Source organism: Streptomyces sp. NPDC056600 (assembly GCF_042792855.1).
Lineage (GTDB): Bacteria > Actinomycetota > Actinomycetes > Streptomycetales > Streptomycetaceae > Streptomyces.
On record NZ_JBHTVQ010000089.1, the window covers coordinates 1 to 19,867 of the forward strand.

Annotated in this window: 15 protein-coding genes; 6 read left to right on the top strand and 9 right to left on the bottom strand. The window is 73.3% G+C overall.

What is annotated here, in order from left to right:
• Positions 1–48: 48 nt before the first annotated feature.
• Complete coding sequence (locus ACFRAV_RS29205; protein WP_382559946.1) at positions 49–972, bottom strand: polysaccharide deacetylase family protein; 924 nt, start codon at positions 970–972, stop codon at positions 49–51.
• Between the two features lie 210 nt (positions 973–1,182).
• On the opposite strand from ACFRAV_RS29205, the gene ACFRAV_RS29210 reads away from it, so the two are divergent.
• Positions 1,183–1,731, top strand: a complete 549-nt coding sequence (locus tag ACFRAV_RS29210; protein WP_351115174.1) for a sigma-70 family RNA polymerase sigma factor — start codon at positions 1,183–1,185, stop codon at positions 1,729–1,731.
• A 109-nt stretch (positions 1,732–1,840) separates the two neighbouring features.
• Positions 1,841–2,347 carry a hypothetical protein gene (locus ACFRAV_RS29215; RefSeq protein WP_382559950.1) on the top strand — a complete coding sequence of 169 codons (507 nt, stop codon included), beginning with the start codon at positions 1,841–1,843 and terminating at the stop codon, positions 2,345–2,347.
• 18 nt (positions 2,348–2,365) lie between these two features.
• Here the strand turns inward: ACFRAV_RS29215 and ACFRAV_RS29220 are convergent, their stop codons facing one another.
• The 3 genes from ACFRAV_RS29220 to ACFRAV_RS29230 form a co-directional block, all read right to left on the bottom strand.
• Positions 2,366–3,232 carry an Fpg/Nei family DNA glycosylase gene (locus ACFRAV_RS29220; protein WP_382559953.1) on the bottom strand — a complete coding sequence of 289 codons (867 nt, stop codon included), beginning with the start codon at positions 3,230–3,232 and terminating at the stop codon, positions 2,366–2,368.
• A gap of 96 nt (positions 3,233–3,328) precedes the next feature.
• Positions 3,329–5,389 carry a SpoIIE family protein phosphatase gene (locus tag ACFRAV_RS29225; protein ID WP_382559956.1) on the bottom strand — a complete coding sequence of 687 codons (2,061 nt, stop codon included), beginning with the start codon at positions 5,387–5,389 and terminating at the stop codon, positions 3,329–3,331.
• A 76-nt stretch (positions 5,390–5,465) separates the two neighbouring features.
• A complete protein-coding gene (locus ACFRAV_RS29230; RefSeq protein WP_382559958.1) occupies positions 5,466–5,720 on the bottom strand; it encodes a hypothetical protein in 255 nt (84 codons plus the stop codon).
• A gap of 110 nt (positions 5,721–5,830) precedes the next feature.
• On the opposite strand from ACFRAV_RS29230, the gene ACFRAV_RS29235 reads away from it, so the two are divergent.
• Positions 5,831–7,237: a lipase maturation factor family protein gene (locus ACFRAV_RS29235; RefSeq protein ID WP_382559961.1), complete on the top strand. Its 1,407-nt coding sequence runs from the start codon at positions 5,831–5,833 to the stop codon at positions 7,235–7,237.
• Positions 7,238–7,379: 142 nt separating this feature from the next.
• Here the strand turns inward: ACFRAV_RS29235 and ACFRAV_RS29240 are convergent, their stop codons facing one another.
• From ACFRAV_RS29240 to glgC, 3 genes are all read right to left on the bottom strand, one after another.
• The gene (locus tag ACFRAV_RS29240) at positions 7,380–7,559 is read right to left on the bottom strand and encodes a hypothetical protein (RefSeq protein ID WP_382559965.1); all 180 of its coding nucleotides are present in this window, start codon (positions 7,557–7,559) and stop codon (positions 7,380–7,382) included.
• A gap of 332 nt (positions 7,560–7,891) precedes the next feature.
• Positions 7,892–9,445, bottom strand: coding sequence for an SDR family NAD(P)-dependent oxidoreductase (locus ACFRAV_RS29245; RefSeq protein WP_382559968.1), 1,554 nt, complete (start codon positions 9,443–9,445; stop codon positions 7,892–7,894).
• Between the two features lie 195 nt (positions 9,446–9,640).
• A complete protein-coding gene (gene glgC / locus ACFRAV_RS29250) occupies positions 9,641–10,870 on the bottom strand; it encodes a glucose-1-phosphate adenylyltransferase (protein WP_382559971.1) in 1,230 nt (409 codons plus the stop codon).
• A gap of 259 nt (positions 10,871–11,129) precedes the next feature.
• Here glgC and ACFRAV_RS29255 point away from each other — a divergent pair, with 259 nt between their 5' ends.
• Entirely contained in the window at positions 11,130–12,122 is a 993-nt protein-coding gene (locus tag ACFRAV_RS29255) for a DMT family transporter (RefSeq protein ID WP_382559974.1), read from the top strand.
• Here the strand turns inward: ACFRAV_RS29255 and ACFRAV_RS29260 are convergent.
• Together ACFRAV_RS29260 and ACFRAV_RS29265 are read right to left on the bottom strand one after the other, a co-directional pair.
• The gene (locus tag ACFRAV_RS29260; RefSeq protein WP_382559976.1) at positions 12,092–13,417 is read right to left on the bottom strand and encodes a transglycosylase family protein; all 1,326 of its coding nucleotides are present in this window, start codon (positions 13,415–13,417) and stop codon (positions 12,092–12,094) included. The genes ACFRAV_RS29255 and ACFRAV_RS29260 overlap by 31 nt on opposite strands.
• Before the next feature lie 774 nt (positions 13,418–14,191).
• Positions 14,192–16,084 (bottom strand): ABC transporter ATP-binding protein, encoded by a 1,893-nt coding sequence (locus tag ACFRAV_RS29265; protein WP_382559980.1) that lies wholly within the window; start codon positions 16,082–16,084, stop codon positions 14,192–14,194.
• 270 nt (positions 16,085–16,354) lie between these two features.
• Here ACFRAV_RS29265 and ACFRAV_RS29270 point away from each other — a divergent pair, with 270 nt between their 5' ends.
• Entirely contained in the window at positions 16,355–17,413 is a 1,059-nt protein-coding gene (locus tag ACFRAV_RS29270) for a mechanosensitive ion channel family protein (protein WP_382559983.1), read from the top strand.
• A gap of 172 nt (positions 17,414–17,585) precedes the next feature.
• A complete protein-coding gene (locus ACFRAV_RS29275) occupies positions 17,586–19,808 on the top strand; it encodes an NADP-dependent isocitrate dehydrogenase (protein ID WP_382559986.1) in 2,223 nt (740 codons plus the stop codon).
• Positions 19,809–19,867: the final 59 nt, after the last annotated feature.

Below are 19,867 nucleotides of genomic sequence, written 5' to 3' on the forward strand. Positions count from 1 at the left end.
CCGTTACGCGCGGAGGCTCGTCCCGGCCCACCGTCGTCCTACGCCCGGTCAGACCGCGCGCCGCCGGGGCACCGCGACGTGGTAGCCCTCGTCGAGCAGCCGGGGCAGGTAGCGGCGCAGCGCCTGGACGCTCTGCGACCGGTTGCCGCCGGCGTCGTGGGAGAGCACCACGGCGCCCGGTGAGGCCTCCTTCTCCACGGTGGCCGCGATGGCCCCGACGCCCGGGGTGCGCCAGTCGAGGGTGTCGACGGTCCAGGCCATCGGCTCCATGCCCAGTTCCGCGCCGAACCGGTAGGCCTCCCGGTTCCAGGCGCCGTAGGGGGCGCGGAACCATGCGGGGCGCACCCCGCAGGACTTCTCGACGATCTCGCTGGTGCGTTCCATCTCGGCGCGCACGGCGGAGCGCGAGAGCTGGGTGAGCAGCGGGTGGGACCAGGTGTGGTTGCCGATCACGTGGCCCTCGGCGGTCATCCGCCGGAGCAGGTCCGGGTTGGCCTCGGCCATGTTCCCGCAGACGAAGAACATGGCGTGCAGCCGGTGTTCGCGCAGGGTGCGCAGGACCTCGGGGGTGTAGCGGGGGTCGGGGCCGTCGTCGAAGGTGAGGACGACGGTGCGGCCCAGGCCGCCGACCCTCAGGAACGGTTCGTCGCGCACCGGCGTACGGGCCGGTTTCACCGCGGGCGGGGCGAAGCCGGCCAGCGGGCTCAGGCGGTACGAGGAGGAGACGGGCGAGCGGGCGACGCCGGCGGCCGCTCCGGCGGCACGGCCGCGCGCTCCGGCGGCACGGCCGGGCGCCCCGCCCGCCGCCCCCGCCGAGGGGGCCCCGGCGGACGACGTGCGGGTGGGCGGCGTATCGGAGGAGAAGAGGGACACGACGCCCGCCGTGCCCGCCGCCATGAGGGCGGAGGCCCCCGCGATCAGCGCGCTCCGGCGGGACACGCCACGCCGGTCGAGCAATTCATCCAATTTCATGATTAATCAGTCGCGCGGCCCAACGCTCGTCGCATCCCGGATGGGCGTGGCGGGGGGTGATTGCACCCTTGCGGAGCACGGGACACGGCGTGTCGCTCGGCGGACGCCGGTCGACCGTTCGTCGCACCGCTCGGCGACGCGTTCGACCGTCCGCCGCAGATCCGCGCCCGCCCACTGTTTCGCCGTCGCGACGTGCGGTGCCATACCGCCATGACGGCCGCGACGACCACCATGAACCGAGGAACGACCGCCGAGCACGAGCTGGCGCGGCTCCAGCGGGAGCACGGGCGCCCCCTCTTCGCGCTGCTGCTCAGGCTGTGCGACGGCGACCGCCAGCGAGCCGAGGACCTGGTCCAGGAGACCCTGGTCCGGGCCTGGCAGAACCCCGCGGCGCTCCACGACGACGCCTTCGAGTCGGTGCGCCCCTGGCTGCTCACGGTGGCCCGCAGACTGGCCATCGACGCCCGGCGGGCACGCCAGGCGCGCCCCGCCGAGGTGGGCGACGCGGTGCTGGAGAACGCGCGGGTGTGCGCGGACCACGCGGAGCGGTCGGCGGCCGCCCTGGACGTCCGCGAGGCGGTGCGGCGGCTGTCGCCCGAGCACCGCGACGTCCTGGTGTTGGTGTACTTCCGGGGCGCCAGCGTCGCGGAGGCCGCGGACGCGCTCGGCATACCTGCCGGAACGGTCAAGTCCCGTGCGTACTATGCCTTGCGGGCCCTGCGAAGGGTGCTTCCCGGCTACGCACCCGACCTGCGGTGAAACCGACGTCACGGTCAAGCCTTCTTAAAGCGCCTTGCCGATGACCATGGTTGAGTAATCGGCTGTTCCCATCGGTTCGTTGCGGACGGCCGGAGGAAGGCAGGCAGTCATGGTGGACACAGGAGAAGGACGCGCGGAGCCCGACGGGCTGACGGTGCCGATGGCGTGGCTGTACGCCGAGTACATCGCCGAGGAGCTGCTGCGGTCCGGGGACCTGATGCCGCCGACCTCGTTCGAGTACCGGGCGGGGCGGGAGGCGCTGGCGCTGACGGTGTTCCTCTCCGACCTGGAGGGCGAGCTGAGTGGCGTCCAGGTGGTGACCCGGCTGGAGACCTGGCGTTCCCTGACCGCCTACGACCAGCCGTGGCAGGACTGGGTGCGCGAGCGGCTGGACGCGCTGACCGGGCAGGCCGCCGAGCGGGGCGGCCTGCCGGGCCCGGACCTGCGGCTGGCCCTGGCCGCCTGGCGCTGGCTGGAGGAGACCGAGCTGCTCGCCCCGGACCTGGACGCGGTGCCCGGCGGCGGTCCGGTGCCCGGGGACGACGGGCCGCAGCGGTGGACCCCGGCCTGGCAGCTGGGCCTGCCGCTCAGCCACCTCGCCATCCACCTGTTCTGAGTCACGTGCTGGTCCGCGTCACTTGAGCAGGCGCGACAGACGCCGGTCGGCCAGTGGACGGCCTCCGGTCTGGCAGGTGGGGCAGTACTGCAGCGAGGAATCGCTGAAGGACACCTCGCGGACGGTGTCCCCGCAGACCGGGCAGGGTTCGCCGGTCCTGCCGTGCACCCGCATGCCGCTCCTCTTCTCGGCCTTCAGCCGTCCGGCGGCCACCCCGCGGGAGCGTTCCACCGCCTCGGTGAGCGTCGAGCGCAGCGCCTCGTGGAGCCGGTGGGTCTCCTCGGGCGTCAGCGAACCGGTGAGCTTGAACGGGGACATCCGCGCGGCGTGCAGGATCTCGTCGCTGTAGGCGTTGCCGACGCCGGCGATCAGGCTCTGGTCGCGCAGCGCGCCCTTCAGCTGCCGCCGCTCCCCCGCCAGCAGTCCGGCGAACCGGGCCTCGTCGAAGTCGTCGGCGAGCGGGTCGGGTCCCAGGCTCGCGACGCCGGGGACCTCGGCGGGATCGTGGACCACGTACACGGCGAGCCGCTTCTGCGTGCCGGCCTCGGTGAGGTCGAAGCCCTGTCCGTCGTCCAGCGCGGTCCGCAGGGCGATCGGGCTCTTGCCGGGGCGGGGAGGAGTGACGGGGAGGCTGTCGTACCACCGCAGCCAGCCGGCCCGGGCCAGGTGGGTCACCAGACGCGGCCCTCCGTCGGCCGTGGCGAGGTCCAGGAACTTGCCGTGCCGGTGCACCGCGGCCACCGTGCGCCCCTCCAGGGCCGAGGGCGGCGGGTCGTAGGTCTTCAGCACGCTGACGGCGAGCGGGAGCACGCGGGTGATCTCCCGCCCGACCAGGTGGTCCTGGAGGAAGTCCCTGAGGGCCTCCACCTCCGGCAGTTCGGGCATACCCCCAGCCTGCCACGGTGCGCCGCGGGCCGCCCGCGCCGACGCGGCGGGACGGGGGTCGCGGGACGGGCCGGCGCCGCCCTACTCGGGTTCGGGTCACGTCATCGAGAACTCGCACCACACGCACTTGCCGCCGCCGCGGGCCTCGACGCCCCAGCTGTCGGCGAGCAGGTCGACCAGCATCAGCCCCCGGCCGCTCATGCCCACCGGGCCTGGGTCGCGCCGGTGCGGCAGGGCGCTGGAGGTGTCCTCCACCTCGATCCTCAGCAGCCGCTGCGACCCGAGCAGCACCCGCAGGGTGACGGTGGCACACCCCTCGGTGTGCATCAGGGCGTTGGTGATCAGCTCGTCCGCCGCCAGTTCGATCTCGTCGGCCCGCTCCACGGTGCCCCAGGCACGCACCGCCGCGCGGATCATGTGGCGGGTCTCGGCGAGCGCGTCCGGGTCGCCGGGCACGACCTCCTGCCGCAACTGCCCGCCGCTGCGCTGCCGGCCGGGGCCGCGGCGGCGCAGCAGCAGGACGGCGACGTCGTCGTCGCCGCCCCTGCGGTCGGCCCGGTCGATCAGCGCGTCGGCGAGCCCTCGGACGTCGTCGGGGCCCTCCGCGATGTAGTCCATCAGCTCGCGCAGGCCGACGGAGAGGTCGTCGCCCGGGAGCTCGACCAGGCCGTCGGTGCAGAGCACCAGCGTCTGGAAGGTGGAGAGCTCGAAGGTGGTGACCGGGTAGGTGAGCGCGCCGAACTCGGCGGACAGTCCCAGCGGCAGCCCGCCCTCGACGGGGATCCGCCGGCAGGTCCCGTCGCCACCGCGCAGGATCGGGTCGAGGTGACCGGCGCGCACCATCTTGACCACCCCGGTGGTCGGGTCGACCTCGGCGTACAGGCAGGTGGCGAAGCGGTCGGTGTCCAGCTCGTGGAGGAAGACGGAGGCGCGGGCCATCACGGTGCCCGGCGTGTGGCCCTCGGCCGCGTAGGCGCGCAGCACGATCCGCAGCTGGCCCATGACGGCGGCGGCGTGGGTGTCGTGGCCCTGGACGTCGCCGATGACGGCGCCGACCCGGCCGCCGGGGAGCGGGATCAGGTCGTACCAGTCGCCGCCGATGTCGCGCCCGGCGGCGGCGGAGCGGTAGCGGACGGCGATGTCGGCGCCGGGCACGCTGGGGATGGTGCGGGGCAGCATGGCCTGCTGGAGTCCCTGCGCGAGGTCCATCTGCTGCTCGTAGAGCATGGCGCGCTGCAGGCTCTGGGCCACGCTCCCGCCGAGCGCGCCGAACAGCGCCCTGTCCTGCGGGGTGAAGGTCCGGCGGCCGCTGTAGAGCAGGCCCACGGCGCCGACCGCCTTCCCCTCGGCGATCAGCGGCAGGTACGCGCCCGCGGTGATCTGGAGGGGGACCAGTTTCTCCCACAGGATCGGGTAGTTGACCGCGAACTCCTCTGCGGACTCGATGTAGCGGGGCTGCAGGGTGCGGACCACCTCGCTCATCGGGTACGGCTCGTCCACCCGGGTGATGCGGACCCCGGGGACGGCGTCCTGGGGCTCCTCGGTGACCAGCACGACGCGGTCGCCCTCCACCAGGCCGAGGACCACCAGGGAGACCCCCAGCGGGGTCCGCTGGTGGGCCTCGCCGAGCACGCGCAGCACGTCGCGGACGGTGCGGGCGGCCGAGAGGGCGGCGGTGAGGCCCTGGACGACGTCGGTCTGGCGGCGGCGCGCCTCGTCCTCGACGGCCTGCTCGAGCCGGGCCTCGCTCTCCCGCAGCTCCTGGGTGGCGTCGCGGACGATGCCGATGACGCGGCGGGGCCGGCCCTTGTCGTCGCGCCGGATGTAGCCCTGGGTGTGCGTCCAGCGCATGCTTCCGTCGCGGCGCCGGACCCGGAAGTAGCCGCCGTAGTTCTCGGCTCCCCCCTTCATCGCCCGGGTGACCGTCTCGTCGAGGCGGACGGCCTCGGTGGAGGGCACCCGGGGGCTGAGGCCGTTCGCGGTGCCGTCGAACTCCTCGGGGCGCAGGTCGAAGATCTCGTGGGCCCGGGCGTCCATGCTGAACACGTCCGTCTCGAGGTCCCAGTCGAAGGTGCCCATGCGATTGAGCGCCAGGATCGGCTCGGGGCCGGCGGGCCACTCCTCCGGGAGCGTCTCCTCGGCGTCCCCATCAACCATGGAGACCACCTTGCCAGCATTTGTCCGTTTCTTCGAATCGCTCTCCACCCCGGCCCGTCTCCGGCGGGGACCCCGCTCAGCCACCGAAGACATCGGTGGGGCTGCCGAAGACGCTCTCCGCGTCCACGACGGCGACCCCGCCCGGGGTCACTCCTGACACCGTCCCGCCCTCGACGACCCCGCGCTCCGGTCCAGGGGCCCGCTCGGCGTCGCTCCCGCCGGTACGCTCCCCCGCGGGCGAGGCGCCGAGCAGCGCGAGCGGCACGGCGCAGGCGACGACGGCGACCCTGATCGGTGCGCGCACGGTGTCCTCCCACTCGGTTCGGGGCACTTCGTCACCATTGTCTGCCGCGTCGGGTGCGGTCACGCAAACGGAAGCGGGCGTCACGGCCGGCCGGTCCCGGGGACTCCCGGAGGCGGCCGGGAAGGAGGAGCGAGGTCGTGGAGTGGTTCACCGCACCGGAGTACTGGACGGGCCGGCTGGTCCTCCAGCGGGGCCTTGCCGCCGTCTACCTGGTGGCCTTCCTCGCCGCCGCCCTGCAGTTCCGGCCGCTGATCGGGGAGCGCGGCCTGACCCCCGCACCCCGGTTCCTGAGGCGGACGACCTGGCGGCAGGCGCCGACCCTGTTCCGGCTGCGCTTCTCCGACCGGCTCTTCGCCGCCTGCGCCTGGACCGGGTGCGCCGTCTCGGCGGCCCTGCTGGCCGGAGCGGCCGACCTGGTGCCGTTGTGGGCGTCGATGCTGCTGTGGCTGCTCCCGTGGTCGCTGTACCTGTCGGTCGTGAACATCGGTCAGACCTGGTACGCCTTCGGCTGGGAGTCACTGCTGCTGGAGACCGGCTTCCTCGCGGTGCTGCTGGGCAACGACGAGGTGGGCCCTCCGGTGGTGGTGCTGTTCCTGCTGCGCTGGCTGCTCTTCCGGCTGGAGTTCGGCGCCGGGCTGATCAAGATGCGCGGCGACGAGTGCTGGCGCCGGCTCACCTGCCTGTACCACCACCACGAGACGCAGCCGATGCCCGGGCCGCTGAGCCGTCTGTTCCACCTTCTGCCGCGCCCGTTGCACCGGGTGGAGGCGGCCGCCAACCACGTCACCCAGCTGGCGGTGCCGTTCCTGCTGTTCACCCCGCAGCCGGTCGCCTCCTGGGCCGCCGCGCTCATGGTCGTCACCCAGCTGTGGCTGATCGCCTCGGGCAACTTCGCCTGGCTCAACTGGCTGACGGTGGTGATCGCGCTGCCCGCGATCGCCTGGCCGTGGGGCGCCGCGCCCCGCCGCGATCCGGGAGCACCGCTCTGGTACGAGATCACCGTTCTCGCGGTGGCCGCGGGGCTGCTGTGGCTGAGCCGGAAACCGGCGCGCAACCTGCTCTCCCGCGGTCAGGCGATGAACCGCTCCTTCGACCCGCTGCATCTGGTCAACACCTACGGGGCGTTCGGCAGCGTGACCCGGGTGCGGCACGAGGTGGTGGTGGAGGGGACGGACGACGAGCGGCCGCGCCACGACTCCGACTGGCGCGCCTACGAGTTCCGGGGCAAGCCGGGCGACGTGCGGCGCCGGCCGCGGCAGTTCGCCCCGTACCACCTGCGACTGGACTGGCTGATGTGGTTCCTGGCCCTGTCGCCGGTGCCGGCCCGCTGGTTCACGGCACTGGTGGAGAAACTGCTCGAGGGCGACCGGGACACACTGCGGCTGCTGCGGCACTCGCCCTTCCCGCCCACCTCGCCGCCGCGCTGGATCCGCGCCCGGCTCTTCCGTTACCGGTTCGCCACCCGTGCCGAGCGGCGCGCCGAGGGCGTGTACTGGGTGCGCGAGTACGTGCGCGACTTCCTGCCGCCCACCCGGCTGTCCTGATTCCTGCCGACCACCCGGCCGTCCTGACCGCCCGGACACGGCGAACGGCGGCCGGTGGTGGCCCGGCCGCCGTTCGCCCCGCACTGTTCTCGCGTCGCTGTTCCCGCGTCGTGCCGTTCGGCGTCGCTGTCGCCGACGGCCGTCAGTCGACGCTGGGCAGGATGTGGGGCTCGGCGAGGTCGTCCTCGTAGCCGGCCAGCCTGATGGGCGCGGAACGGGCCCACACCTCCAGGCTGCCCAGGGGGCCGTCACCGTTGGCCGGGCCTCGGCCGACGGGCCGCTCGCTCGCGATCGTGCTGGACGTCGTCTTCTCCGGTGTCACCGCGCACTCCTCATGTTGGGTCACCCTCGAGGCGCGGCGCCGTCGTTGTGCTCGGCGCCCGGGCGCCTCCCGGGTGCGGGTCGGTAGGGAGGCCGTTCGAGCGCGGTGGCGCCGGCATCTCTTCTCGGGCAGACCGGCGTGCCCGGCCTGTCCGGCGGCGGACCGTGGGGGGCAGGTGCGGCCCCGCCGCGACGTCCGTCACCACCAGAGTAACCAAATGAGCGGACTCCCGCTCGATAGCGCCGAAAACTTTGCGTTACCGTCTCACGTCCGACGAGTCACCCCGGCCCTCCGGCCGGCTGCCGGCCGCCTCCCGGCCGCCCCGGACCGGGTCACCACTTGCCGGGCGCGTAGTCCTTCATGAAGACCCCGTACAGGTCCTCGCCCGCCTCGCCGCGCACGATCGGGTCGTAGACCCGGGCCGCGCCGTCGACCAGGTCCAGCGGCGCGTGGAAACCGGCCTCGGCCAGGCGCACCTTGTCCGGGTGCGGGCGCTCGTCGGTGATCCAGCCGGTGTCGACGGCCGTCATCAGGATGCGGTCCTTCTCGAACATCTCCTGGGCGCTGGTGCGCGTCAGCATGTTCAGCGCGGCCTTGGCCATGTTGGTGTGCGGGTGTCCCGCGCCCTTGTAGCCGCGGTCGAAGACGCCCTCCATCGCGGAGACGTTGACGATGTAGGTCCGGCGGTTCGGGGAGGCGGACATCGCCTCGCGCAGCCGGCTGATGAGGATGAACGGCGCGGTGGAGTTGCACAGCTGGACCTCGAGCAGCTCCACCGGGGTGACCTGCTCGACGGACTGCACCCAGCTGTTGGTGTCGTGCAGGTCGGGGACGAGACCGCCCGCGTCGATGGCGGTGCCGGCGGCGATCCGCTCCAGCGAGGCCGAGCCGGAGACCAGCGCGAGGTCGGTGACGTCCTGGGCGCTGATCGCCCCGCCGCCGGAGACCGGCAGCGCGGCGACGGCGCCGGAGCCGAACGCGCCGATCACCCGGGCGGCGGGCAGCTCGCCCTTCGGCAGCGGCGCCGATTCTGCGGCCAGCAGTTCGCTGTAGGCCTGCGGGGAGCGCCGCACGGTCTGGGCGGCGTTGTTGATCAGGATGTCCAGGTGACCCTGGGCCGTCACCGAGTCGGCCAGCGCGACGACCTGGGCGGGGTCGCGCAGGTCGATGCCGACGATGTCGAGGCGGTGGATCCACTCGTCGCTGTCCGGCATCGCCTTGAAGCGGCGGATGGCGTCGTTGGGGAAGCGGGTGGTGACCGTGGTGTGCGCGCCGTCCCGCAGCAGGCGCAGCGCGATGTACATGCCAATCTTGGCCCGGCCGCCGGTGAGCAGCGCGCGCCGCCCGGTCAGGTCGGTGCGGGCGTCACGGCGGGACCGGTTCTCGTCCGCGCACCGCGGGCAGAGCTGGTGGTAGAAGTAGTCGACCTCGACGTAGCGGTCCTTGCAGGTGTAGCAGGAGCGGGGGCGCTGCAGCACGCCGGCGATCCGGCGTCCCTCGTCGACGGAGGAGGACGGCAGGACGCCGGCCGTCTCGTCGTCGATGCGCTGCGCGGAGCCGGTGGCGGTGGCCTCGGTGACGGCGCGGTCGTGGGCGGTCTTGGCGGCGCGGCGCTCCTGGCGGCGGCGCTGCTTGACCGTCCGGTAGATGTGCGAGGTGGCGCGGCGGACCGCGACGGCGTCGGGGTGGTCGACCTCTATCCGGTCGAGCTCCTCGAGCACGCCCAGGCAGACGGCCAGGCGCTCCGGGTCGATGCCCGGACCCCAGCCCTCCGTGCCCCGGTCCTCCGCGCCGTGGTCCTGCTGGGAGGGGATCCTCGCCGAACCGTTCCCGCTCTCCCCCAGGTCGTGCGTGGCAGTGCCCTGGCCGTCGTCCGTCACCGTCATCGCCGCTGCGTTCCTCGCGTCACTCGCTCAGCCGCGTAGCTCGATCGAGTGACCGCGCGGCTCCCACATGAAGGCGGTGGGAGCCGTGTCGCGGATCGTCGTCGCGATTCTGTCCCACCAGGTGGCGAGGATACTGAGGGCCGCCGACGTCCGCCAAATGAGCGACGGCGGAGGCGTCGAGCGTCACACGGGGTGTCACTGGGGGGCGGGGACCGGCTGCGCCTTCCCGAGTACCACCACGCCGTTGTCGGAGACGGTGTACAGCTCGGCGTCGCGCTCCGGGTTGACGCCGATGGTGGCGCCCGGCGGGACGTCGATGTTCTTGTCGAGGATGGCGTTGCGGACGACGGCGCCCCGGCCGATGCGGACGTTGTCGTGGATCACGGAGTTCTGCACCACGGCGTCCGGCTCGACGACCACGCCCGGGGAGAGCACCGAGCGCGTGACCTGGCCCTTGATGAGGCAGCTGGGGCTGACGATCGACTCGGTGGCGTTGCCGCCGGCGCTGAAGCGGGCCGGGGAGAGCATCGGGTGGTGGGTGTAGATGGGCCAGTCGCGGTTGTACAGGTTGAACACCGGCCGGTCGGCCAGCAGGTCCATGTGGGCGTCGTAGTAGGCGTCGATGGTTCCGACGTCCCGCCAGTAGCCCTGGTCGCGCTTGGTCTCGCCGGGGATGTGGTTGGTGCTGAAGTCGTAGACGGCGGCGTCGCCGCTCGCGGTGAGCATGGGCAGGATGTCGCCGCCCATGTCGTGGTCGGAGTCCTCGTTCTCGGCGTCCCGGTGCAGGGCCTCCACCAGCACGCTGGTGGTGAAGATGTAGTTGCCCATGGAGGCGAGGATGGAGTCCGGGTCGTCGGGCAGGCCCGGCGGGTCGGCCGGCTTCTCCAGGAAGCGCTCGACGGTGCGGCCGTCGGCGGCCGGGGTGATCACGCCGAACTGGTACGACTCCGAGCGCGGCACCCGGATGCCGGCCACCGTCGCGCCCGCTCCGCTCTCGATGTGCTGGCGCAGCATCTCGCGGGGGTCCATGCGGTACACGTGGTCGGCGCCGAAGACGACGACGTAGTCGGGCTCCTCGTCGCGGATCAGGTTCAGCGACTGGTGGATCGCGTCGGCGCTGCCCTGGTACCACTGCTTGCCCAGGCGCTGCTGGGCGGGCACGGGGGTGACGTAGTTGCCGAGCAGGCTGGACATGCGCCAGGTGGTGGTGATGTGGCGGTCCAGCGAGTGCGACTTGTACTGGGTCAGCACGGCGATGTGCCGGATGTCCGCGTTCACGAGGTTGGACAGCACGAAGTCCACGAGACGGTAGGTCCCGCCGAACGTGACGGCCGGCTTGGCGCGGTCCGCCGTCAGCGGCATCAGTCGCTTGCCCTCGCCGCCCGCCAGCACGATGCCGAGTACGGTTGGCCCACCACGACGCATCGCCGCTCCTCTCACCGGTTCACCCACCCCTTAGGTCATGATCCGAGTGCCCCGCCCTGTGACCTGCCAATCCTGCCGTGGGAGCAAGGCCGTGTCACCCGTCCGGGGGAGGATCGGATCTTTCCGGGTACTCCACCATCAGGAGGACCCGTGAAGGACGGAAGAACGCCTCCGGTACGACGACGGAGGTGGGCATGACCGGCACGATGTGGTCCGTGCAGCAGATACGAACGCCGCGGCGACACGCGGAGCGCGGCCGATGAGCCCCCTGATGTGGTCCGTGGTCCTCTCGCTCGTCTCCGCCGTGGCGTACGCCGGCGGGGCGATCGTGCAGGAGCGCGTCGCGGTCCGCCGCAACGGCTCCCTGCCGCTGGGTGACCTCGTGTGGTGGGCGGCGGTGGCGCTCAACGGTGTGGGCGCGGGGCTGCACGTCGCCGCGCTGGCGCTCGGTCCGCTCAGCGTGGTGCAGCCGATGGGCGCGCTGACCATCGTGTTCGCGCTCCCGATGGCCGCACTCTTCGTGGGCCGCGCGGCGGGCGACCGGACGGCCTGGCGCGGGGCGTTCCTGGCCACCGCCGGGCTGGCGGGGCTGCTGGCGCTGGTCTCCGGCTCGGGCACCCGCACGCCCACGGGCGGCGAGCGGATCGTGCTGGTGGTCGTCACCGCCGTCGTGCTCGCGGTGCTGATGGCGGTGGCGAAGGGCGCCGGCACGCATCCGGCGGTCCGGGCCGCCGCGCTGGCCACCGGGTCGGGCATCGCCTTCGGCCTCGGCTCGGTCTTCACCAAGGCGGTGGCCGCCGACCAGTCCGACGGGCTGGTCCTGTCGGGCCTGCCCTCGGTCGTGGCGGTGGTGGCCCTGTCGGCGGCGGGCCTCCTGCTGTCGCAGTCGGCCTACCACGCCGGCGGCCTGCACGCGCCGCTGGCGACACTGACGGTGGTCAACCCGGTGGCCGCCACGGTCGTGGGTCTGGTCCTGTTCGGCGAGTCGTTCCGCATGGGCGCGCTGGGGGCGGTGCTGGCCACCGGCTGCGGCGTGGTCGCGGCGGCGGGGCTGGTCCTGCTCTCGGTGGGGCGCGCCCACGCCGAGGTGCCGGCGCAGGCGTCCGGCGAGCGGGAGCCCGCGGAACCGGCGGCCCCGGACCGGACGCCGTCGGACGAGGGGTCCTCGGAGTGGGACGGGAGTTCCGGGCCGGGCGGGGACCGCCGCGGCCCGGAGCGCGTTCAGATGGCGACGCCGCCCGCCCGCAGGTAGGCCAGGGGGTCGACGTCGCTGCCGAAGCCCGGGCCGGTGCGCACCTCGAAGTGCAGGTGCGGGCCGGAGCTGTTGCCGGTGGAGCCGGAGCGTCCGAGGCGCTGCCCCGCGGTCACCGACTGACCGGACCGTACGGAGATCGCGGACAGGTGGGCGTACTGCGAGTAGCGCCCGTCGGCGTGCCGGACCACCACCTGGTAGCCGAAGGACCCGCCCCAGCCGGCCGTGACGACCTGTCCCGCGCCGACGGACTTCACGGCGGTGCCGGTCGGCACCGGGAAGTCGACGCCGGTGTGGTAGCCCTTCGACCACGAGGAGCCGTGGGCCCGGTAGGCGGTGCCGAGGGCGGCGTCCACGGGGGCCACCCGGTTGCGGGTCGCGGCGGGGCGGGCCTCGGTCTTCTTCCCCTCGCTCTTGTGCTGCCCGGTCTTCTGCGGGGCGGGCTTCTCGGACCGGGGCTTCTTGGCCTGGGGCGTCTTCTGCTCGGTGCGCTGTTCGCCGGCCTTGGCCCCGCTCCGCGGCTTCTGCTGTGCGGGCGGTCCGGGGCGGGCGGTGTCCGGCATCCGCAGTCGCTGGCCCGGCATGATCAGGTCGGGGTCGGAGCCCACCGTCGAGCGGTTGGCCTCGTAGAGGGACTGCCAGCCGCCCTGGACCTCGCGGGCGTCCGCGATGCCGGAGAGGCTGTCCCCGCGGACGACGGTGTACATGTCGGCCTTGCCGGCCCGGGACTGGGGCGTGGTCTGCGGCCGGACGTCCTTCTTGTCGTCGCCGCTCGCGCCCGACCGGGAGTCCGACGTCGCGGAGCCGGACGCGGCGGCGGAGCCGCCGGCCTTGGCGGGAGTGCCCGAGCCGGCCTTCTTCCCGGACGCGGGTCTCGCCGTGCCGCCCGATCCGCTGCCGGGGTCGGGGGCGGGGCCGCCCCGGGCGAGCCCGGCGCGCTGCGAGCAGACCGGCCAGGCGCCGGGCCCCTGGACCTTGAGCACCTTCTCGGCGACGGCGATCTGCTCCGCGCGGGTGGCCTGGTCGGCGCGCGACGCGTAGGCGCGGCCGCCGAAGGCCTCCCAGGTGGACTGGCTGAACTGGAGCCCGCCGTAGTAGCCGTTGCCGGTGTTGATGTCCCAGTCGCCGCTCGCCTCGCAGGCGGCCACCCGGTCCCAGGTGGCCGCGTCCGCGGCGTCGGCGGTGCCGGCGGCGACCAGCGGGAGCGCGAGGCCCGCGCCACCTGCGGTGACGCTGAGCGACGCCCGGTTGAGTCTGTTGGGCTGGTACCGGCGGTGCCGGCCGCGTGCGGCCATCGGTGCCTCCTCGACACGCTGCAGGAGACACAGAACGTAAGCGCAGTGACAGAGGGTCACAAGAAGGTATTCGGACGCCTGTGGCGGTCCGGATGCCGGTAAACCCCCTGTTGACGGATATCGCCGGACGAATATGCCCGGGTGGACGCCGGGAGGGGCGCCTGGCGCGAAAGCGCCGGACGCCCCTGAGGTTCACGTCACAGCCCGGGCCTGCCCGAGCGCGGCGGGCCCGGTTCCGGGTCGGGCACGGGTTCCGGTCCGGGCGGCCGCGGGACGGGCGAGGGTGCGGGCCCCGGTGGGACGGGGGCGGGATCCGGCGGCGTGGGGCCCGGCCCGGGCGGCGTGGGCCTGGGGCCCGGTGGCGGGGGTGTCGGCCCCGGCGGTGGCGGTCCGGGCGGTGCGGGCGCCGGCACCGGATTGGGGCCGGGCTCGGGCACGGGGTCGGGGAACGGGTCCGGTCCGGGCCCCGGGTCGGGGGCGGGACCGGGCGCGGGGAACGGCTCGGTCATGACTTCGTCTCCCATCCAGTCGGCGCCGGCGGCGCCGCGCCGGCATCTGGACTCCTTCCACGCCTGCCCGTTCCGGGCCGCCCCACTCACCCCGACGCCGTATCCGCCGCCCGCCGGACACTCCGGGACGCCGTAGCCGCCGCGCGCCGGGCACCCCGGGACGCCGTAGCCGGCCCTCGGTCGGACCGCGCGGCGGACACGGCGTCCGGTGGTCCGGGGTGCCCGGCGGGCGCCCGGGAGGTCCCGCCCCCGGCTCCCGCGGCGGTCAGACGGCCGCCTCGGCGACCGGCGCGGCCGACTCCCCGCGGGCCCGGTGGAGCTCGGCGTACCGGCCGCCGCGGGCGAGGAGTTCGTCGTGGCCGCCGCGCTCGACGACCCGGCCGTCCTCCACGACCAGGATCAGGTCGGCATCGCGGATCGTGGAGAGCCGGTGGGCGATCACCACGGCGGTGCGCCCCTCGAGCGCCTCGGCGAGCGCCTCCTGGACGGCCGCCTCGGAGGTGTTGTCGAGGTGGGCCGTGGCCTCGTCGAGGAGGACCACCCGCTGGCGGGCCAGCAACAGCCGGGCGATGGTCATCCGCTGGCGTTCGCCGCCGGAGAGCCGGTACCCCCGCTCCCCCACCACGGTGTCCAGCCCGTCGGGCAGGGAGCGGACCAGGTCCTCCAGGCGGGCGCGGCGCAGCACCTCCCACAGCTCGTCCTCGCCGGCCTCGGGCCGCGCGAGCAGCAGGTTGGCGCGGACCGTGTCGTGGAAGAGGTGGCCGTCCTGGGTGACCATGCCGACCGCCCCGCGCAGCGAGGCGGCGCCGAGGTCGCGGACGTCGACGCCGCCCACCCGTACCGCCCCGGAGTCGGCGTCGTACAGGCGCGGCAGCAGCTGTGCGACGGTGGACTTGCCGGCGCCGGAGGAGCCGACCAGGGCGACGGTCTGTCCGGGCTCGGCGCGGAAGGAGATGCCGTGCAGGACCTCCTCGCCGCCGCGGGTGTCGAGGGCGGCGACCTCCTCCAGGGAGGCCAGCGAGACCTTGTCGGCCGACGGGTAGGCGAACCGCACGTCCTCGAACTCGACGGACAGCGGGCCGTCCGGCACGGCGCGGGCGTCCGGGCGGTCACGGACCAGCGGCTCGAGGTCGAGCACCTCGAAGACCCGCTCGAAGCTGACCAGGGCCGTCATCACCTCGACGCGGGCGCCGGCCAGCGAGGTGAGCGGGGCGTAGAGGCGGGTCAGCAGCAGGGCGAGGGCGACCACCGCGCCCGGTTCCAGGCTGCCGCGCAGCGCGAACCAGCCGCCGAGCCCGTAGACGAGGGCCAGCGCGAGCGCGGAGACCAGGGTGAGGGCGGTCATGAAGACGGACTGCGCGGTGGCGGTGCGGATGCCGATGTCGCGGACCCGGCGGGCGCGCTCGGCGAACTCGGCGGACTCCTCCTCGGGGCGGCCGAAGAGCTTGACCAGGGTGGCGCCGGGGGCGGAGAAGCGCTCGGTCATCCGTGTGCCCATGGCCGCGTTGTGGTGGGCGGCCTCGCGCTGGAGGCGGGCCATCATCGAGCCCATGCGCCGGGCCGGGATCACGAAGACCGGCAGGAGCACCAGGGCGAGCAGGGTGATCTGCCAGGAGAGGGTGAGCATCACGGCGAGGGTGAGCACCAGGGTGACCAGGTTGCTGACCACGCCGGACAGGGTGTTGCTGAAGGCCCGCTGGGCGCCGATGACGTCGTTGTTGAGGCGGCTGACCAGCGCCCCGGTGCGGGTGCGGGTGAAGAAGGCGACGGGCATCCTCTGCACGTGGTCGAAGACGGCCGTGCGCAGGTCGAGGATCAGGCCCTCACCGAGGGTGGCGGACAGGCGGCGGGCGAGGACGCCGAGGCCGGCCTCCACCACGGCGATCAGCGCGATCAGCAGGGCGAGGCGCACGACCCGGCTCTCGTCGCCGCCGGAGACGATCGTGTCGACGACGTGTCCGGCGAGGACGGGCGCGGCCACCGCGAGGAGCGCGGTGGCCACCCCGAGCAGCAGGAAGAGCGCGATCCGGCGGCGGTGGGGGCGGGCGAACGCGGCCACGCGGCGCAGGGTGGCGCGGGCGAGGGGTCGGTGGCGCGCCTGCTCGTCGGCGTTCATCACGCTGTGGAGCTGCGTCCAGGCGGTGGTCTCCATACTCATGCCCGGAACGGTAGAACCTCCAGCTTGGTCGAGGTCAATGCCTTTCCCGCGGTCGACGCACGCCGCGGGGTCGGCGGGCCGGTTCGTGGGGCCAAGGCCCCTGCCGAGCAGGCCCGATGACGGGGCGTCGGCCGGGTGCGGCAGGATGAGGGCGCCCCGCCCGGGCGCGCGGTCGGCCGGGCGGCGGGCCGAACCGTCCCCGGAGATGCGAACAGGTGACAACGTGACGAGACTCCCCCTCCGTCCGGCGGCGAGCCCCGGAGACGTCCGGTGAACCGGGCGCTGGAGTTGCAGGACCTGATCCGCGCGGGCGTCGCGGTGGGCGCCGGCCTGGTGCTGGCGCTGCTGGCGAGGATGCTGATGCGCTGGCTGGGCCGGCACGCGGAACGCACCCGCTGGGAGGGCGACGACGTGATCGTCGGCGCGCTGCGCACCATGGTGCCGTGGGCGGCGGTGCTCGGCGGCCTCGCGGCGGCCGCGGCCCTGCTGCCGCTGACGCGGGTGGTGGGCCGGACGGTCAACCAGGGCTTGACCGTGGTGATGATCACCGTGGTGACGCTGACGGTGGCCCGCGGGGTGGGCGGGATGGTCGGGGCGATCACCCAGTCGCGGTCCGGGGTGGCCTCGTCCGCGTCGATCTTCGTGAACATCACCCGGGTCTCGGTGGTGGCGCTGGGCTTCCTGGTGATCCTCCAGTCCCTGGGCATCTCCATCGCGCCGCTGCTGACGGCCCTGGGGGTGGGTGGTCTGGCGGTGGCGCTCGCGTTGCAGGACACGCTGGCCAACCTGTTCGCCGGGATCCACATCCTCGCCTCGCGGACCGTGCGGACCGGTGACTACATCCGGCTGACCAGCGGCGAGGAGGGGTACGTCGTCGACATCAACTGGCGGCAGACCACCATCCGCAACCTGTCGCAGAACCTGGTGATCATCCCGAACGGGAAGCTCGCCGGCACCAACATGACCAACTTCAGCCGCCCCGGCGAGGACATGACGATCATGGTCCAGGCGGGAGTCGGCTACGACAGCGACCTGGAGCACGTGGAGCGGGTGACCGCGGAGGTCGTCACCGAGGTGATGAAGGACGTGGAGGGCGCGGTGCCGGAGCACGAGCCCGCGATCCGCTTCCACACCTTCGCGGACTCGCGGATCAACTTCACGGTGATCCTGGGCGTCGGCGAGTTCAGCGACCAGTACCGGATCAAGCACGAGTTCATCAAGCGCCTGCACCGCCGCTTCCGGGCGGAGGGAATCGGCGTGCCGCCGCCGCAGCACGACGTCACCGTGCGACGGGAGGACCTGGCGTCCATGCCGCACCAGCGCGTCTGACCGCGGGCGCCGCACGGCGACGGCCGTAACCCCGGGGTGTGCCCCGGGGCCACGGCCGTCGGCGTGTGTCCGGGCGCGTCCGGGGACCGAAGGGCGGGCCGGGGGTCGCGTCGCCCCGATCACGAGATATCTTGATGTCGAGCAATGTTGCAGACGTGGAGCGGAGCACCCGGTGACTGACTCGACCATCATCTATACGCACACCGACGAGGCGCCGGCCCTGGCGACGTACTCGTTCCTGCCGGTCGTGCGGGCGTACGCCGCGCAGGCGGGTGTCCCCGTGGAGACCCGTGACATCTCGCTGGCGGGCCGCATCCTCGCGCTCTTCCCGGAGTACCTCCGAGAGGACCAGCGGATCCCGGACGCCCTGGCGGAGCTCGGCGAGCTGGCCAAGACGCCCGAGGCCAACATCATCAAGCTGCCGAACATCTCGGCGTCCATCCCGCAGCTGAAGGCCGCCGTGGCGGAGCTTCAGGCGCAGGGTTACGAGCTGCCGAACTACCCGGACGACCCGAAGACCGACGAGGAGCGCGACATCCGCGCCCGCTACGACAAGGTCAAGGGCTCCGCGGTCAACCCGGTGCTGCGCGAGGGCAACTCCGACCGCCGTGCCCCCGCCTCGGTGAAGAACTACGCCAAGAACCACCCGCACCGCATGGGCGCCTGGTCCTCGGACTCGAAGACCAACGTCGCGACCATGGGCGAGAACGACTTCCGCTCCACCGAGAAGTCCGCCGTGATCTCCGAGGCGGGTTCGCTGCGCATCGAGCTGGTCACCGCCTCCGGCGAGACCAAGGTGCTGCGCGAGTCGGTGCCGGTCCTCGAGAACGAGGTCGTCGACGCCTCCGTGATGCGCGCCGCCGCGCTGCGCGAGTTCCTGACCGCGCAGGTCGCCCGCGCCAAGGAGGAGGGCGTCCTGTTCTCCGTGCACCTCAAGGCCACGATGATGAAGGTCTCCGACCCGATCGTCTTCGGTCACGTGGTGCGCGCCTTCTTCCCGAAGACCTTCGCGCAGTACGGCGAGCAGCTGGCCGCCGCCGGCCTCTCCCCCAACGACGGTCTGGGCGGCATCTGGAAGGGCCTGGAGGCCCTGCCCGAGGGTGACGCGATCAAGGCGTCCTTCGACGCCGAGCTCGCCGACGGCCCTGCGCTGGCGATGGTCGACTCCGACAAGGGCATCACCAACCTGCACGTCCCCTCGGACGTCATCGTCGACGCGTCCATGCCGGCCATGATCCGCACCTCCGGCCACATGTGGGGTCCGGACGGCCAGGAGGCCGACACGCTGGCCGTCCTGCCGGACTCCAGCTACTCCGGCGTCTACCAGGCCGTGATCGACGACTGCCGCGCCAACGGCGCCTACGACCCGTCGACCATGGGCTCGGTGCCGAACGTCGGCCTGATGGCGCAGAAGGCCGAGGAGTACGGCTCCCACGACAAGACCTTCGAGATCGCCGAGGCGGGCACCGTCCGCCTGGTCGACGCCAAGGGCGACGTCGTGCTGGAGCAGCCGGTCGAGGCCGGCGACATCTTCCGCGCCTGCCAGACCAAGGACGACCCGATCCGCGACTGGGTCAAGCTGGCCGTCACCCGCGCCCGTGCCACCGGCGCCCCGGCCGTCTTCTGGCTGGACGCCGAGCGCGCCCACGACGCCAAGCTGATCGAGAAGGTCCGGGCCTACCTGCCGGAGCACGACACCGAGGGCCTGCAGATCGAGATCATGGCGCCCGTCGAGGCGACCGCGTTCTCGCTCGAGCGTCTCCGCCGGGGCGAGGACACCATCTCGGTGACCGGCAACGTGCTGCGCGACTACCTGACCGACCTCTTCCCGATCCTGGAGCTGGGCACCAGCGCCAAGATGCTGTCGGTCGTCCCGCTGATGGCGGGCGGCGGCCTCTTCGAGACCGGTGCCGGCGGCTCCGCCCCGAAGCACGTGCAGCAGCTGGTCAAGGAGAACTACCTGCGCTGGGACTCGCTCGGCGAGTTCTTCGCGCTGGTCCCCTCCCTTGAGCAGTTCGCCAAGGTGACCGGCAACGCCAAGGCCCAGGTCCTGGCCGACACGCTGGACCGCGCCACGGCGACCTTCCTCAACGAGGACAAGTCCCCGACCCGCCGGGTCGGCGGCATCGACAACCGCGGCTCGCACTTCTACCTGTCCCTGTACTGGGCGCAGGAGCTGGCCGCGCAGAAGGACGACGCCGAGCTGGCCGCCGCGTTCGCGCCGCTGGCCGAGAAGCTGGCCGGCGCCGAGGCGAAGATCGTCGAGGAGCTGAACGCGGTGCAGGGCGAGCCGGCCGAGATCGGCGGCTACTACCAGCCCGACCCGCGGAAGGCCGCGGCGGTCATGCGCCCCTCCGCCACCTGGAACGAGGCCCTGGCCTCGCTGGGCGCCTGACCTCACCCGGTCGCAGGGCCCCCAGGTCCTGAGCTCCGCCCCGCCCGGCACACCGGGCG

What these genes read in the sequence shown, in the direction of transcription:
- glgC (WP_382559971.1), bottom strand. Translation starts at nt 10,870, where the DNA reads ATGCGTCGTGGTGGGCCAACCGTACTCGGCATCGTGCTGGCGGGCGGC.
- ACFRAV_RS29215 (WP_382559950.1), top strand. Translation starts at nt 1,841, where the DNA reads ATGGTGGACACAGGAGAAGGACGCGCGGAGCCCGACGGGCTGACGGTG.
- ACFRAV_RS29245 (WP_382559968.1), bottom strand. Translation starts at nt 9,445, where the DNA reads ATGACGGTGACGGACGACGGCCAGGGCACTGCCACGCACGACCTGGGG.
- ACFRAV_RS29260 (WP_382559976.1), bottom strand. Translation starts at nt 13,417, where the DNA reads ATGGCCGCACGCGGCCGGCACCGCCGGTACCAGCCCAACAGACTCAAC.
- ACFRAV_RS29210 (WP_351115174.1), top strand. Translation starts at nt 1,183, where the DNA reads ATGACGGCCGCGACGACCACCATGAACCGAGGAACGACCGCCGAGCAC.
- ACFRAV_RS29255 (WP_382559974.1), top strand. Translation starts at nt 11,130, where the DNA reads ATGAGCCCCCTGATGTGGTCCGTGGTCCTCTCGCTCGTCTCCGCCGTG.
- ACFRAV_RS29205 (WP_382559946.1), bottom strand. Translation starts at nt 972, where the DNA reads ATGAAATTGGATGAATTGCTCGACCGGCGTGGCGTGTCCCGCCGGAGC.
- ACFRAV_RS29265 (WP_382559980.1), bottom strand. Translation starts at nt 16,084, where the DNA reads ATGAGTATGGAGACCACCGCCTGGACGCAGCTCCACAGCGTGATGAAC.
- ACFRAV_RS29225 (WP_382559956.1), bottom strand. Translation starts at nt 5,389, where the DNA reads ATGGTTGATGGGGACGCCGAGGAGACGCTCCCGGAGGAGTGGCCCGCC.
- ACFRAV_RS29220 (WP_382559953.1), bottom strand. Translation starts at nt 3,232, where the DNA reads ATGCCCGAACTGCCGGAGGTGGAGGCCCTCAGGGACTTCCTCCAGGAC.